At 67.3% G+C, this 16,291-nt stretch carries 10 protein-coding genes; 5 read left to right on the top strand and 5 right to left on the bottom strand.

The genetic code is table 11. The features are described 5' to 3' along the window. Positions 1–1,254: 1,254 nt before the first annotated feature. Positions 1,255–2,919 (top strand): DUF2339 domain-containing protein, encoded by a 1,665-nt coding sequence (locus ACQP0C_RS40165; RefSeq protein ID WP_433728877.1) that lies wholly within the window; start codon positions 1,255–1,257, stop codon positions 2,917–2,919. A gap of 559 nt (positions 2,920–3,478) precedes the next feature. Here ACQP0C_RS40165 and ACQP0C_RS40160 read toward each other — a convergent pair. The 4 genes from ACQP0C_RS40160 to ACQP0C_RS40145 form a co-directional block, all read right to left on the bottom strand. Next, entirely contained in the window at positions 3,479–6,262 is a 2,784-nt protein-coding gene (locus ACQP0C_RS40160; protein WP_433728875.1) for an MMPL family transporter, read from the bottom strand. Continuing rightward, on the bottom strand, positions 6,262–6,942 hold the full coding sequence (locus ACQP0C_RS40155; RefSeq protein ID WP_433734795.1) for an NYN domain-containing protein: 681 nt from the start codon (positions 6,940–6,942) through the stop codon (positions 6,262–6,264). The genes ACQP0C_RS40160 and ACQP0C_RS40155 overlap by 1 nt, the downstream gene beginning before the upstream one ends. A gap of 115 nt (positions 6,943–7,057) precedes the next feature. Next, positions 7,058–7,867 carry a tRNA (guanosine(46)-N7)-methyltransferase TrmB gene (trmB, locus tag ACQP0C_RS40150; protein ID WP_433728873.1) on the bottom strand — a complete coding sequence of 270 codons (810 nt, stop codon included), beginning with the start codon at positions 7,865–7,867 and terminating at the stop codon, positions 7,058–7,060. Between the two features lie 127 nt (positions 7,868–7,994). Next, a complete protein-coding gene (locus tag ACQP0C_RS40145) occupies positions 7,995–9,335 on the bottom strand; it encodes a lipase family protein (protein WP_433728871.1) in 1,341 nt (446 codons plus the stop codon). A 234-nt stretch (positions 9,336–9,569) separates the two neighbouring features. Between ACQP0C_RS40145 and ACQP0C_RS40140 the strand changes: the two genes are divergently transcribed. The 4 genes from ACQP0C_RS40140 to ACQP0C_RS40125 all read left to right on the top strand — a co-directional run bounded on the left by ACQP0C_RS40140 (position 9,570) and on the right by ACQP0C_RS40125 (position 15,281). Continuing rightward, positions 9,570–10,352: an SDR family oxidoreductase gene (locus tag ACQP0C_RS40140; RefSeq protein ID WP_433681460.1), complete on the top strand. Its 783-nt coding sequence runs from the start codon at positions 9,570–9,572 to the stop codon at positions 10,350–10,352. Between the two features lie 136 nt (positions 10,353–10,488). Next, positions 10,489–11,622: a hypothetical protein gene (locus ACQP0C_RS40135; protein ID WP_433728869.1), complete on the top strand. Its 1,134-nt coding sequence runs from the start codon at positions 10,489–10,491 to the stop codon at positions 11,620–11,622. Then, entirely contained in the window at positions 11,609–13,174 is a 1,566-nt protein-coding gene (locus ACQP0C_RS40130; RefSeq protein WP_433728867.1) for a hypothetical protein, read from the top strand. Before ACQP0C_RS40135 ends, ACQP0C_RS40130 begins: the two co-directional genes overlap by 14 nt. Before the next feature lie 274 nt (positions 13,175–13,448). Then, a complete protein-coding gene (locus tag ACQP0C_RS40125; protein ID WP_433728865.1) occupies positions 13,449–15,281 on the top strand; it encodes a phosphoenolpyruvate carboxykinase (GTP) in 1,833 nt (610 codons plus the stop codon). Between the two features lie 70 nt (positions 15,282–15,351). Here ACQP0C_RS40125 and ACQP0C_RS40120 read toward each other — a convergent pair whose 3' ends face one another. Next, the gene (locus ACQP0C_RS40120; protein ID WP_433728863.1) at positions 15,352–16,104 is read right to left on the bottom strand and encodes an HD domain-containing protein; all 753 of its coding nucleotides are present in this window, start codon (positions 16,102–16,104) and stop codon (positions 15,352–15,354) included. Positions 16,105–16,291 lie beyond the last annotated feature (187 nt).

Here is a 16,291-nt window from a genome sequence, read left to right as displayed (position 1 = left end):
CCCGCAGGCGTCTTGTCGACTTGATGATCGCCTCGACGGCGATTGCCAGTGAACTACCGCTGTTGACTACCAATCCCAGTGACTTCGTCGGCTTGGAGCGGTGCCGATCGCGCGACCCGCCGGGTAAGTCTGTAGGACCCTTCGAACAACGCGGCGCCGCAAGTCGGGTAGATATCTGTGGCCCACCGAGGATTTCTACTCATGTCTCGGCGTGGTGCGCGAATCAGCATTGGGGACATGACTACGTCTATCGATCCCGCGCTGATTTCGCGGTTGTCAGGGGAGTTCACCGCGTTGGGGACGCAAATGGGCGTTCTGGGGCGAGACCTGGATCTGCTGCGCTGTCAGATCGCGGCGAGCTCGGTTGCGGCATCTGATGTTTCGAAACATGCGGCGGACGCACCGACTGCCGTGGATTCGCCGCTCGATTCGGTTCCCGTGCCATCCAGTTCGTCTGCGAGTGTGCCCGGCGCATCGGCGGCGGTCTCGAGACCCGATGCCGGATCTGGAGCTTCTGGGGCGGCCGGTAGCCCGAGGGCTGTGTCATCGACGGAATCATCGGGCGCTTCCCGAGCGCAGCAGGCCGAGCCGATATCCGGCGCTACGCCTGCGACAGCGGTTGTCTTTGATGCTCATGGCGCGCCTGCGGTTGCCGCGATTCCGGGTATTCACGGCGTTCCTGCGTCGTCGTCAGCAGTGCTCGGTTTCGAGGGCGCGGTCTCAGGGGCCTTGGCGGGTCACCGGAAGCAGCCGCCGGAGGCTGTGCCGCCGGGAGTATCTGGGACGGGCGCGGTGCCAGATGCTGCAGCCGTGCCCGCCGCGGATGACGTGCCTGGTGAGGCTGCGGTGTCCGGCGCTCCAGCTGTGCTTGCTCAGGGTGGGGTGCCTGGTGCGCCTGCCTCGGGTGCGGGGTCTGCCGCACCTGCGGTGGCGGCGGAGCGGTCCGCGTCGGATCCTGCCCCGGAGACGGGGCGGATTCCGGTGCCGCCAGCTGTGCCTTCGGGTTGGGCACAGCCTGTGCCCGCGTATGGGGTCGGCTATGTCCAACCGGGCGCTGGTGCGGTGGCCGGTTGGGCGGCCGTGCCAGCTTCTGGCGGGTCAGTGGGAGCTCCCGGTGGGTATGGGCAGCCGGTGGGGGTGCCGCTGGGAACGGCGGGAGTTCCGGGTGGGTATGGGCAGCCGGTGGGGGTGCCGCTGGGAACAACGGGAGGTCGCGGTGGGTACGGGCCGATGGGGATGCCGCAGCGTTCGGGGGTGATTCCACCGGGGATGTGGCCGCCGGTGCGGGGTGGGGCGGGTTCGGCGCGGACGCCGTGGTGGCAACAGGAGGGGATGATCAGTCGGGTATTGGCGGTGGCCGGGGTGGGGGTGACGCTGATCGGGGTGGTCATGCTGCTGGTGCTTGCGGCGCAGGCCGGATTCTTCGGTGAAGTGCCGAGAGTCGTTGCCGGGGTGGTGTTCTCGGCGGTTTTGGTCGGGGTCGGGGTTCGGGTGTTCGGGCGGGCCGGGGGTCGGGTCGGCGGAATTTCGTTGGCGGCCACGGGTATTGCGGGAGCTTATCTGGATGTGGTTGCGGTGACGGCGATCTACGGATGGCTGCATTCGGTGGTCGGGCTCGGGGTGGCGCTGGCTGTCGCCGCGGGCGGGGTCGGGTTGGCGATGCGCTGGCAGTCGCAGCCGCTCGCGGTGCTGGTGGTCGCGGGTGCGGCGGTGTTGTCGCCGTTCGTGACCTCGGAATTGGTACTGCTCGCCTTCCTGATCGTGCTGCAGTTGACCTGCGTGCCGGTGCAATTGGCACGCGACTGGCCGTTGCTGCATGTGGTGCGCACGGTGCCGGTTGCGTTCGCCACCTTGGTCGCCATTGCGGTGGCCGCGGTCGGTGATCCGGCAGCGGGCCGGGTCTACTGGCTGCTCACCGCCGCGGTGGCGATCGCATTGATCGGGTTGGTCGGCGGTGTCCTGGTGGTGCGCAAGCGATCCGGGGATATTGTCGCCGCGCTGGCCTTCGCCCTGTCGGCCGTCCCGCTCTTGGCGGCACCCGCGCTGTTCGAGCGGCACTCGGCTGCTCTGGTCGCTGGGATCTATGCGGCGGTGCTTTTGGCCGTGGCGGCATTGTCAATGGTGCCGAAACTGCGCGAGCTGGTGCGGATTCCGAAATCGATCGCACTCGTCGCCGCGATAGCCGGTGCGTTCGCACTGCTCGAAGCCTGCCTCGGAGTCACCAGGGTGTCGACCCTGCCGATCGCGCTGTTCCTGGCCGCGCTGTGCTTCCTGGGGGTGGCAGGTCAGCAACGCTCTCGTGTCACCGCCGCCTTCGGCGCGGCCTATACGATGGTCGGCGTCATGGCGTACTTCGTCACCGTGACGCCGGAAGCGCTTGCGACACAACCGATCGCGCAGGAGCGCATGGGCATCTCGACCGCATTGGGCGCAGTCCTCGCACTGGCCGTGATCGCCACGGGCGTCTGGTGCGCCAGGAGACTCCCCGGCATGACCAGGGGCAGCACCGATGAATCGACGCTGTTCGTCGTCGCCAGCATCGCGGGCCTGTATGCCGTGACCGCGGCGACGGTCTCGATCGGCATCGCAACCGGTGCCACCGACGGTTTCATCATCGGCCACAGCGCCGCCACCATTATCTGGATGGCCGCAGCCACCGCCGCGCTGCTCTTCGGCCTGCGCAAGCTGTCCCGCTCGGCCGCGGTGGCCAAACTCGCCCTCGGCTCCGGACTCCTCGTCACGGCAGCGGCATTGGCCAAACTGTTTCTGTTCGACCTCGCCACCCTCGACGGCCTCGTCCGAGTGGCCGCCTTCCTGATAGTCGGCGTCCTGCTCCTGCTCGCGGGCACCCGCTACGCCCGAGCCTTCGCCGAAGCCGGTGCCCCGAAACGAAATCCGGACGACGCCCCAACCAGCTGACGCCCACCGCATCTGCACGCACAGGCCACCCAGTCGCTGGATCGTGCATCCACACCCTGAATCCGGTCGACATCACACGCCGCTGCCAGAGCTGTGCCGCCGCAACCCAAAGTTGCGGCCGCACAGTTCTTCTGGTGACACGCACCGCGCGGCTCCTGATCTTCGCCTCGTCCGGGCCACCGGTAGCTCGATCGTGCAGCCACGTTCCGGAAGAGCCGACATCGCACTGCGCTGGCGTAGCTGACCGCACAACCTGGGCCGCGAACGGGCTTACAGAGTTGACGTCCGGCGCTATCTCGCCGCGCAGGATATGGAAACGCTCGGCCCCGCCGCCCGGCCGAGGCCTGCGCGGCAGCCGAGCGGATCGGTTCCTACAGCGACCACGGTAATCCTCGAGCTGGCCCAGCAGGCATGGGGCGTCGGTCGCGTACTTCCGTCGCGCCACTACGACCGTGCGGCACTCGATGCCGGTTGACGATCCGCGCCGAGCCCCTGAATATCGCAGCGCCGGTGTACTTCTCGACGGTCACGCGGAGCCTCTCGACGCACCGAACGTCGATTACTCGCGACCCCTGCGGCGCAGCAGTTCGTTCACGCTTACGGTGCGGCCATCGCTGCTGTGGTGGCGGCCTTCGTCGGGTTTGCCGATGCCGCGGCGGTTGGAGCGCAATTCGGCCATCCAGTTTTCGATGCTGCTGCGGCTCTGGTCCGGGACGTCGTCATTCGATTGTGGGGTGGCGGGTTGTTCGGGCGCGGCGTGATGGGCCGGGTGGTCCGACGAAGCCGTTGGCAATGGTGTGGGCTGGGCGGGCGGCGGTGGCGGCATCGGCGCAGGTGTCGGGGGAATCGGATACGTCGGCTCGGACGCCCCCGGAATCCTCGGCATCGGCCGCGGTCGAGGGACCGGATCGGCCGCCGGGCGCGCGGGCTGCACAGCGGGTACGGGAGGCGCAGACGGATTCACCCGCGGCCGTGTCGGATCGTGCGGCGCCGGCGGATCCGCCGGGATCTTGGTCAGATGCTGTGTCGGCGCCTCGGCCTCGATCTCCTCGATCGTGCGCGGACGGCGCGGGCCGCGGGTCCGGGTCGCGGCGTTATCGGAGAGCGCGGGCATCTGCATGGTCGGCGGATCGGTGATCGGCGTGGTCTTGACCAGGTCGACGACCTCACCGCCACCGGGCCGCTCATCGTCGAGAATTGGCTCGCCGAGCCCGACCTTCTGCTGCACCTTCTTCATCCACGCCGGTGCCCACCAGCAGTCGTCACCGAGCAGTTTCATGGTGGCCGGGACGAGCAGCATGCGCAGGATGGTGGCGTCGATGAACAGCGCCGCGATCATGCCGTAGGCCAGGTACTGCATCATCACCAGATCGGAGAACGCGAACGCGCCGGTCACCACGAGCAGGATGAGCGCGGCGGCGGTGATGATCCGCCCGGTCTGCGCGGTACCGATGCGCACCGCCTCGGTGGTCGATGCCCCCTGGGTGCGCGCCTCGACCATGCGCGACAAGAGGAATACCTCATAGTCGGTCGACAGACCGTAGATGACCGCGATGATCAGCACCAGCACCGGCGACATGATCGGCTGCGGGGTGAAGTTCAGCAGGCTCGCGCCGTGCCCGTCGATGAAGATCCACGTCAAAATGCCGAGCGTGGAACCCAGTCCGAGTGCGCTCATCAACGCGGCCTTGATCGGCAGCACCAGTGAGCCGAAGGTCAGGAACATCAGCAGCGTGGTCACGAACAGGACCAGCGCGATCATCCACGGCATCCGATGCAGCAGCGCATCGATGCTGTCCTTCTGGATCGCGGGCTGACCGCCGACATACATCTGCACGTCGTCCGGGATTTCGAGGGAGCGCAGATATTCGATGGTCGGATCCGCATTCTCCGAATCCGCGAGGGTCGCGCTGGTGCGGAACACTTCCTTGTTCGTGTTGGACTGGGCAGGCACGTCGAATGTGCCGTTCAAGCCGGGCGCCTGTTTGGCCGCGGCCCACACCTTGCCGACGTTATTGCTGTTGTCGGAGACGAAGACCAACTGGATCGGATCGGATTTGCGTAGCGGGAAGATCGAGTCGAACTTCGCCTGCGCGAGCCGCGTCGTATTGTCCGGCGGCAGATACCGCTCGTTGATACCGCCGAATGCCAAATTCTTGACCGGAATGATCAACAGCAGCAACAGAATGCAGATCGGGATGGCGATCTTGAGCGGATGCTGCATCACCCAGCGGGTCGACTTGCCCCAGAAGCCGTTCTCGACTTCCTCGGCGGTCTTGGTCTTGCGGAATCGCTTGAGCCCGAGCATATCCACCCGCGACCCCAGGATGCTGAGCATCGCGGGCAGAATGGTGATGGCGGTCAGCGCGGCCAGCGAGACGGTCGCGATCGAGCCGTAGGCGATCGATTTGAGGAAGCCCTGCGGGAACAGCAGCATGCCGCCGAGGCTGGCGATGATCATGGTCGCGGAGAACACGACGGTACGACCCGCGGTCATCACCGAACGCCGCACGGCTGCGCGCGTGTCATAGCCTTCGGCGAGTTCCTCGCGGAACCGGCTCACGATGAACAGGCCGTAGTCGATGGCCAGACCGAGACCGATCATCGAAACAACCGGTGAGACAAACGAGTTGACCTCGGTGAACTCGGTGGCGAAGCGCACGATGCCCCAGGCGCCGATCACCGTGAGACCACCCACGATCAGCGGCAGCGCCGCCGCGACCACACCGCCGAAGATAAAGAACAGCAGCACCGCGACCGCGGGGATGGCCAGGATCTCCATCCGCTTCTGGTCGGCGGCCATGGTGTCGTTCAGCGTGCCCGCCACCGCCTGCAGACCCGCGACCTGCACATCGACGCCCGGAATGGCGAAGGCGTCCTTCACTTTCCGGAAGTTGCGCACCATATCGGTGTCGTTGTCGCCCTTGATGGCGATCGAGGCGAAGGTGTACTTCTTATCCTTCGAACCGAACGTCAACGGTGAGGCCGGACCGGTTTCGGTCTGCCAGTAGGCGCCGTTGATCTTGGAGATCTCGTCGGGATGGTTCTTCGGCAGGCCGTTGAGACTGTCGACGATCTTCTGCCGGAATGCGGGATCATCAATCGTCTTACCGTCCGGCGCGGTGTACAGCACGATGACATCGCTGTTGTGATCGCGTCCGAACGCCTCGTCGGACATCTTCGCCGCTGTGGCCGATTGCGATGTCGGGTCATCCCACCCGCTGGAGCTGAGATGGTCTTCTAGGCCGAGGCCATAGCCGCCAAGTGCCAAGAGTCCGGCCGCGACAATGCCGATGACGGCGAAGCGCAGTCGATAGACCAGATCGCCCCAGCGTGTGAACACTAAGCGACTCCTTGGGCAGGGCGAGAGGTGAGCAGCGCCGACAGCGGCCGGAACGGCTGCAGCCAGGCACCCTCGTCGGGCAGCGAGTCGAGGCTGACCCTGGGCAGCGGTTCACGGAACACGCCCGGGATGTCCTCGAGGTCGATGAATTCGAGGGTATCGGATGTGACGGCCCAACTCGCATGCTCACGGAAGCCGAGTATCTGAACAGGGATTCCGTTGGCGGCCAATTGTTCGAGTGGTTCGCGAAACGCCTGGCCGTCGGCGGAGGCGACCATGATGCCAGCCAGTCCGGCGCCGCGACTGCGTAGCTCGATGTGCGCGAGCATATCCGCGTCGACATCGGAGTCCTCATCGATCTTGGGCTTGGCGAAGACCGCGTAGCCGACATTGCGCAGCGCCTCCACCCACGGCCGCACCACATCCGCGGTGCCCGGCGCGATATTGGTGAATACGGTGGCTTCCGGCTCGACCCGGGTCACGCTGCCCACCGATAGCTCGGCGGTGCGCGCGAGCAGCCAGCGGCCCAGCGCGTCGAAGCGGGGTCGATAGGCGGCGGTCGGACGGCCGCCGAGGATGGCGCCGAGTCCCATATCGAGATTCGGGGCGTCCCAAACCAGCAGCACCCGACGCACATCGGGGCCCGCGGCACCGATCACCTCGGTTCCGGTGCCGTGCATTTCCCCGGCAACATCCACGACGTCACTGATGCTCATGCTTTCGCCTCGCTGGGGCTCGGCTCCGACATGGCCGTGATGACGGCAGAGCTAATCACTCGCTCGCTGCGCTCGCTCATCATCCGATCTTCCCCCATATGAACTCGTTGATGGCGCTTCCTGCGCGATGTGCCTTGCCTTCGAATTTGGTGACCGGCCTTTCGAAGCCGATCGGCGCGCTGTCACGATGCTCCGCGCTGTGTCCGCCCGTGGTCTCGTTCAGGCCGATGAGCTGTGGTTCCGCCGCGCCTACCTCGGCGATGAACTCCGCGTAATCGGCGTGGTCGGTCGCGACGTGCAGTACGCCGCCCGGCCGAAGGCGATTCGCGATCAGTGCCACCGTCGATGGCTGCAGCAGCCGGCGCTTGTGGTGCCTGGCCTTCGGCCACGGGTCGGGAAAGAAGACCCGCACACCGGTGAGCGACTGTTCAGCAATCATGTTTTCCAGCACGTCGACGGCATCACCGCGCAGCAGGCGGATGTTGTCGATGTGCTCGCGCTCGATGCGCTGCACCAGCTGGGCGAGGCCGGGCTGATAGACCTCGATGCCGATCAGGTTCAAATGGGGTTCGGCCTGTGCCATCGCGGCGGTGGCGGTGCCTGTGCCGCAACCGATCTCGATGACCAGCGGGGCCTCGCGGCCGAACCAGGCCGTGGCATCCAGAGGTTCATCGGCCACATCGCGGCCGATGCGCGGCCAGGTGCGATCCCAGGATTGCTGCTGGGTCGCGGTCAGCGCGCCCCGGCGCGAGCGGAAGCTCGTTACTCGGGGGTACAGGCGGGAGCCCGAGCCCTTTCGGGATCCACGGTCCGCCGGAGCCGAAGCTGTGGACGGCGGTCCGGGAACTGACTCGGCAGTGTGGTTCGCGGCGTCGTTCACGCGGTCCATTGTCCAGCATCGGATGATCAGGGCGGCAAGCGGCCGCTGGCGATTGCCTGCCGGTCGCTCGAAAGGCGCCGTTGGCGACCTGCACGCACGGGCCAGCCGACTGTTCGCGGCTGGCCCACTCGCCCGCTCAGGCGGCGCGTACGCGGCGGATTCGCCTCGTCGGCGCGGTCTCCTGACGCAGCGGTTTGCCCAGTACCACTTTGAGCGCGGTCCCGAGCATCTCCACCAGCCCGCGCACCCCGGCGGGTGAGGCCGCGACCGACCACACCGTGCTGTCGCTCTCCTCGTGCACCGGCTGCCCGGCCAGCCGATCGCTGAGCCAGTCCAGACTGATCGGGGTGGCCAGCGGGAGCAGTGAGAAGTGTTCGCTGAGCCGATCACGCACATAGGTGACCTGCGCACCGCCGCGCCGATACCGCTCGACCTGGCCGTCGACGCCGTCCATATGAATGATCTGGTCGTGTACCGGCTGCACTATCAGCAGCGGACAGGTCGGGGTGGAGTGGCCGAGCCGCAGGTCGGCGAGCATGGCCTGCAGATCGGGTGCGGCGAGCACCTCGTCGAGCGGTCGGGTCAGATGGTGGCCGACATCTCTATTGATGAGGCCGAGTATCGCCGAGAACGGTGTCGCCCGTTCGGCGCGTTCGATCAGTCGATGCCCCTCGGCATCGCAGTCGCTGTCGAATACCGCGGCCAGCGCCGGATACAACCGGCGCAGCGCGGCGACCACGATCGCGGGCAGTCCGGCGTAGTGCCCGCCGTTCAGCCTGGTGAAGACCTGTCCGGGATCGCCGACCGGCGCACCGAGCACGGCGCCGACGATATCGATCTCCGGTGCGTAGGTCGGCGCCATCTCGACCAGCCAGGAACTGGCCATGCCGCCACCGGAATAACCCCACACCGCGACCCGGGTGTCGGGCCGCAGACCGAGCGGCGCGAAGCGCAGTGCCGCGCGGATCCCGTCGAGTCCGCGGTAGCCGGGCTCGCGTGGCGCGCCGAAGTTACCGTGCGGACCCTCGTGATCGGCGATGCTCACCGCCCAACCCCGGCGCAGGGCATTGGCCACCAGCATCCATTCGAGTTGGGTGACCGAGCCGAGCGCATGGGAACCGCGGCGCAATGCGTACGAGGGCGAACATCGCTCGGCGACCGCGTCCATTGCGGTCTGGAAGGCCAGCAGCGGGCGGTCCTCGTCCGGCTCGGCGTCCAGCGGCAACAGCACCGTGGTGATCGCCGCTTCCGGCGCGCCGTGCAGATCGCAGCTGCGGTAGAGCAGCTGCCATGCCGAGACCTGCTGCGGCACAAGGCCGAACAGCGCGAGTTCGACGCGGCGGCTGCGCAGGATGGTGCCGGGCGGATGGGACGCGAAGCCCTTCGGCGGCCGCAGGAACGGATCGGCACTGGGGAGCAGTGGTTTACGAGCACCGGACGCATCCGGCTCGCCAGCACCGATGGCATCGATGGCCACGGCAACCTCCTCATCGAGACCCGGCGCGGCGGAACGCGTCCCGCCCGGTCGGCTTGTATACGATGCGGCGCTCCCCGGGGCAAGCTACCGCCTCGCACCTGCCGCTTCCACCGCATCTTCGAAATGTGAAGCTGCGCAGCGACTATGGTGCTGACCGTCACGTCAGATTAAGTGACCGCGGGTATCTGTGGGAACCCCGAGGTAGGGGGCTTGCCAGCGCACTAGACTGCGCGCATGAGCAGACCGACTGTGTTCATTACCGGTGCGGCGGCGGGTATCGGCCGGGCCACGGCCCTACTTTTCGCTGCACAGGGGTACCACGTCGGCGCCTACGACATCGATGAGGTGGGTCTGACCAGGCTCGCCGCCGATATCCACGCCACCGACGGCAGCGTGCGGACCGGGGTGCTGGATGTGACGAACGACACGCACTGGACCGAACGTCTCGCCGAGTTCCATGCCGACGAGCAGCGGCTGGACATCCTCATCAATAACGCGGGCATCCTGCGCGCGGGTCCGTTCGAATCGATCGACCTCGCCACCCACCAGGCGATTGTCGATGTCAATCTCGGCGGGGTGATCGCCGGCACCCACGCGGCGTTCGCCTATCTGCGCGATACGCCGGGTGCGCAGGTGGTGAATCTGTGCTCGGCCTCGGCGATCTACGGTCAGCCCGAACTGGCCAGCTACGGCGCGACCAAATCGGCGGTCAAGAGCCTGACGGAGGCATTGGATCTCGAATGGGAGCAGCACGATATCCGGGTGATCGCGGTGTGGCCGCTGTTCGTGTCCACCGCCATGGTGGACGGGGTGGAGACGGCCTCGACCAAATCGCTCGGCGTGCGCCTGACCGCCACGGATGTCGCGAACGGAATCTGGGACGCGACCCGCAAGCGCGGTCGGCTGCCGCGCGTGCACTACGAAATCGGCACGCAGGCAAAGGTACTGGCGACTGCCGCCAAATACGCGCCCAATTGGGCGGTGCGCACCGCGAATAAATACTTCAGCGGCAGCTGATCCTTTCCCGGGATCGGCGATGCGGTCGTCGCGGCGTGCCGACCGTGTCGAGCGGCCGGCGAGCAGTCGCTGCGTCCGCGCGATACATCGGCCCTGAGTCTGCAAGAATTGCGCACCGAAAAGGGGGTGTGCAGCTTTGCCGATAGCCACCGAATCCGACGGGCCCCGGATCCGACCGGGCGGATCCGCGCGGGAACTCGACCAACTCGACCAACTGCTCGCCACGCTGCGCTCGGGTGCGGATCCACGGATCGTGGGCCAAGTGGGGGCCGCCATCGCGAGATGGCGGCGGCCGCCGCGCATTCAGGTGACGGGCCGCGCGCACACCGGCCGAACCACCGTGCTGCACGCGCTGGCGCTGATGTCGGCGGTGGAGACCGCGCCGGTGGATGAGCCGGGGGTAGCCGATCCCGAACTCGACGCCGACATCATTGTCTACGTCCTGTCCGGCGCGCCGCAGCCCGCGGACCGGCGGATACTCGCGGAACTGCCGCCGGAGCGCACGGTTGCGGTATTGAACAAGGCCGATGCGATCGGATCCCGCTGGGGTGATGCGGTGGCCGCCGCCGAGCAGTACAGCGGCGGCTTAGGGACCGTCACACTGCCGGTGGTCGCCTCCCTGGCCGTGCGCACCAGGGCCGGTGCGCTGAGCGAGGCCGATATGGTCACGCTGCGCCGCCTCGCCGAGACCGCGGATCCCGCGCTGACGCTCTCGCCCGATCTGTTCGTCACGGCCTCGGCCGGTCCCGATGTCGCCGAACGCGAAGAGCTGCTGCAGCGCTGGGACCTCTACGGCATCACCTGTGCGCTGGCCGCGCTGCGCCAGGACCCCGATCTCGGCCCGCATGCGTTGCTGCAGGTCATGCACGCGGCCAGCGGTATCGATCCGCTGCACCGCCTGCTGCACCGCCGCTACGACCAGGTCTGCGCGCTGCGCGGCGGCGAACTGCTCGACGAACTGACCCGGCTGGCCGCACGCGCCGTCCCGGTCGAGGGCGCGAACACCCGGGACGTGCTGGAGGACTACCTCTTCGGCGATGACGCCCGCTGGCTCGGTCTCTGCGCGGGCCTGGCCTATCCGGAGGTCGCCCATCTCGCCGCCGGATATCGCACGCCGTCACCGGCCGATGCCGACGAAGCCCTGGCCCGTGCCGCCCGCTGGCGTGCCGTGGTCTCCAGCGATATGTCACCCGCCGCCCGCCGCGCCGCCCTGCGCGTCCACAACGGTTACGTCCGTCTATGGGAACGGATGAGCAGTGCCGGACTCTGAACAACCGGACGCGGGTGCGCCGGTCGGTGCGCCCGCGGCAGCGACACCGCCGGATGCGAAAGATTCGACGCTGACACCGGAGGTCGAGGCGGTCGTCGCGCGGTGGAATCCGCAGGGGACGGCGCTGTTGCGGGCGGTGCGGGGGACGGGGGTGGCGTCGGCGGTGACCTTGATCGGGCCCGATGACGCGAATACCAGCTTGTTGCGCACGGAGTTGGCGCGCTTCGAGCCGCGGATCGCACTGTCGGATCCGGTGCCCGATGCCAGTGCCGCGGTGGAAACCACCTCGCCGTCGGGCACCGCGCCATCGGCGGTCGCGCTCATCCTGTTGGACGCCGGTAGCGCCCTCGGCGCGGACACGCTGCACCTGGTGGATCGCCTGCGGACCGACGGCACCCGGATCCTGCTCGCCATGAACGGCATCCACGCCTATCAGGACTGGCGTGCGGTGCACGCGCACAACCTCGAGCTGCTCACCGCGCAGGGCATCGACGATCTGGAGGTCGTGCCGGTTTCGGCGCGGCTCGCGGTGGCAGGCCGCGCGGCGGGGGACGCGAGTCTGCTCGACCGCTCCGGACTCGGCGCACTGCACGCCGAACTGGCCGCCGCGACGGCGGGCGCCGAATCCGATGACCGCGTCACCGCCGTCACCGCGCGGGTGCTGGCCGATACCCGCAGGCGGGTCGCCGAACAGGTCGCTGTGCTGCGCGCGGGTGCGGCGCCGATCCAGTGGCGCGAGGAGCGCGCGGTCCTGCTCGCCGGGCGCGACGGCGGCCGGGCCACGGCCATGTCCGCCTTGCGCAGCCAGCTCCACCTGGCTCGGGTCGATCTGATGACCGACGTCGGGGCCAGGGTGCGGGCACTGCACACCGCCGCCCGCGGCGAACTCGATCGGCTGCGCCGCGCCGAATTCGGCGACTATCCGGAACGGCTGCAGCAGGCCGTCAACGAGCTGACCACCGCCCTGGACGGAACCATCGACAAGCGGCTCTCGGAACTCTCCGCTCGGCTCGGCGCGGCACCGGAACAAGACCGAGGCATGCCACCGCGCTGGCGCGATCCGGCACCCCGCGTCGGCCCGGACCCGGAACCGAGGCACCGGGGTGTCGAAGATCACCTCATGATCGCGCTCGGCGCGTCCGCCGGAGTCGGCATCGGACGCCTACTCGTCGCCCCGTTCTCGCTGGTGCAGGCACTGGATTTCGCGACCGTTCCGGTGACGCTGCTGCTCGGAGCCGGTGCGGCGGCCTGGGTGGTGCGTGCCCGTGGTCAGGTGGCCGACCGTGCCCATCTGCGTCAATGGGTATCCGACGCATTGGTGAACGTGAAGGCCCAGTTGGAGCAGCGCGTGGCCACCGCGCTGGTGGAATCGGAGACCGCGCTATCTGATCGGGTAATGCGCGCGAGCACCGAGCGAATCGTCGAAATCGACCGTCAGGTGGCCGAATTGGAGGCCAAACTGCGCCGGGCCGCGGCGGAGCAACCCGGACAGCTTGCGGCCTGCGAACGCGACATCGCCATCCTCGATCGGTATCGAACATCTTTTGATTAGGTAATTAGTGGGTACTCCTGGGGGAACCCGATTCCGTACTGGTCGTCACATCGCGTTAACCTCTAAAGCAGGAACCTGGGCGTCCGCTTCGTCCTTGTACGCGGTCCAGCCATGGCGCGCTTTCGACTGGTCGTAGCGGGTGCCTTCCCGCCAACGGTGGCGCTCGGTGTGTTCGCGCTGGTCATGGGCCATACTGCAGCGACTGCTCGCAGGTCGCTCGCAATGGTCAGCCCAGGCGGCGACACCGTGAACCGCCCATCTCAGGAGAGTTTTCATGACCTCAGCGACCATTCCTGGTCTTCGCGATTCCGACGGCAAGCAGCCGACCGAGCACAGCGAACTACTCGCCTGGGTACAGGAAGTCGCAGAACTCACTCAGCCAGAGCGAGTGGTCTGGGCGGACGGTTCCGATGAGGAGTGGGATCGGCTGACCACCCAGCTCGTCGCGGCGGGCACCTTCAAGAAGCTCAACGAGGAGAAGAAGCCGAACTCCTACCTCGCCCTGTCCGATCCCTCCGATGTGGCGCGTGTCGAATCCCGCACCTACATCTGTTCCAAGACCGAGGCCGACGCGGGCCCCACCAACAACTGGGTCGACCCCACCGAGATGCGCGCCACCATGACCGAGCTGTACCGCGGCTCGATGAAGGGCCGCACCATGTACGTGGTTCCGTTCTGCATGGGCCCGCTCGGTGCCGAGGACCCCAAACTGGGTGTGGAGATCACCGACTCCGAATACGTCGTGGTATCGATGCGCGTGATGACCCGGATGGGCACCGCCGCGCTGGAGAAGCTCGGCACCGATAAGCCGTTCGTCAAGGCGCTGCACTCCGTGGGCGCGCCGCTGGCCGACGGCCAGGCCGATGTGCCGTGGCCGTGCAACGACACCAAGTACATCACCCACTTCCCCGAGGACCGCGAGATCTGGAGCTACGGCTCCGGCTACGGCGGCAACGCCCTGCTCGGCAAGAAGTGCTACTCGCTGCGCATCGCCTCGGCCATGGCCCATGACGAGGGCTGGCTGGCCGAGCACATGCTGATCCTCAAGCTGATCTCCCCGGAGAACAAGGCGTACTACATCGCGGCGGCCTTCCCGAGCGCCTGCGGTAAGACCAACCTCGCGATGATCCAGCCGACGGTTCCCGGCTGGCGCGCGGAGACCCTCGGCGATGACATCGCCTGGATGCGTTTCGGCAAGGACGGCCGCCTGTACGCGGTGAACCCGGAGTTCGGGTTCTTCGGCGTCGCGCCCGGTACCAACCGCAGCTCCAACCCGAACGCCATGGCGACCGTCGAGGCGGGCAACACCGTCTACACCAATGTCGCGCTCACCGATGACGGCGATATCTGGTGGGAGGGCCTGGAGGGCGAGCACGACCACCTGATCGACTGGAAGGGCAACGACTGGTTCCCGCGGGAGACCGAAACGCTTGCCGCGCACCCGAACTCGCGCTACTGCACGCCGATGTCGCAGTGCCCGATCCTGGCCCCCGAATGGGACGACCCGCAGGGCGTGCCGATTTCGGCGATCCTGTTCGGCGGCCGCCGCAAGACCACGGTTCCGCTGGTGACCGAGTCCTTCGACTGGCAGCACGGCGTTTTCATGGGCGCCACCCTGTCGTCCGAGCAGACCGCCGCGGCCGAGGGCAAGGTCGGCACCGTGCGTCGCGACCCGATGGCCATGCTGCCGTTCATGGGCTACCACGTCGGTGACTACCTGAACCACTGGATCAACGTCGGCAAGAACGCGGATGCGAACAAGCTGCCCAAGATCTTCTACGTCAACTGGTTCCGTCGCGGTGGCGACGGTCGCTTCCTGTGGCCCGGATTCGGCGAGAACTCCCGCGTGCTGGAGTGGGTCATCGGCCGGATCGAGGGTTCGGCGCAGGCCGAGCCGACCGCGATCGGCCATGTGCCCACCGCCGCGCAGCTCGACCTCGAGGGTCTGCAGGTCGACCCCGCCGATGTCGACGAGGCGCTGGCCGTCGACGCCGACGAGTGGCGCAAGGAGATCCCGCTCATCGAGGAGTGGTTCGAGTTCGTCGGCGACAAGCTGCCCTCCGGAGTGCGCGACGAGTTCGAGGCCCTGAAGGAGCGCCTGGGCTGATCGTGCCCTGAAACTTATTCGCCCGCACCATTTTCTGAAACGGTGCGGGCGAATTCGTTTATTCAGCAGGTTATTCGGAGTACGGAGCCATCCGGACGAGTTGCAGAAATCCGACACTGTTCAGCAGGGCGGCACGGCCCTTCGGCACCGCCGCGGCCTCGGCCTTGAACGCGACGACCAGATGCCGCTTGACATCGTGGCGCGGATGCCGCTGCAACAGTTGCGCGACCCAGTCCGGGTCCAGTTCCGGATAGCGCGCCCCGATCACATCCACCGATGCGCCCGCCGATACGAATCCGCCGGGATCGCTCAGATCATCGGCGACGCCAGGGGTGATGTGCGCGGCGATCGCGGCCCCGATCGCCTGTGCGCGTTCCGGTTCCGCGCCCTCGCGCACCGCGAACGCCGCCGCTCGTTCGCCACCGGCCACCGCGAAACACCTTCCCGGGGTGGGGCTTTCGAGCTGTAGGTCATGCAGCAGGCAGGCGACATAGACCAGTTCGTCGTCGTAGCGAACACCGTCGAGTTCGGCGAGTACCCGGCCGAAGAAATAGGTGCGATACGAATGCTCGAGCATATGGATCGACAGCGATTCGCGGGCTTCGGTTTCCGCCGCCTTGGCGAGTTTCGAATCGGGCACCCGCAGTCCCGCGAACTCCAGACGCCCGGTGCCATGTCTTCCGAGCACCCGTTTGAGCTGCGCGCCACCCAGTTTCGGCAGCGTGCGCGCGACCTCGATCGCCAGTTGCCGGTGCTGTGTGCCGGACAGCGTCCCTCCGGTCCGCGTCGCCCATTCCCAATCGATGCCAGCAGGCGCACCCACGTCGTTCTCCTTCTCTCGAACGCTGCTCGCTGTTCAGTGAAGCGCCCTGGTCGATCGGCGACGAGTGGCAGATATGCCAGTAATGCTCGGATTTCCGCCAATCCGACGGGCAGATGCGTACCTTACCTGGTACCTCCGATTCCCCGGATGGGCTGCCAGCCCGAACGTTGCCGAGTCGTACCGGGCT

It is taken from the genome of Nocardia sp. CA-129566, assembly GCF_050956075.1.
Classification (GTDB): Bacteria; Actinomycetota; Actinomycetes; order Mycobacteriales; family Mycobacteriaceae; genus Nocardia.
This window is presented reverse-complemented; position numbering and strand designations above follow the sequence as displayed.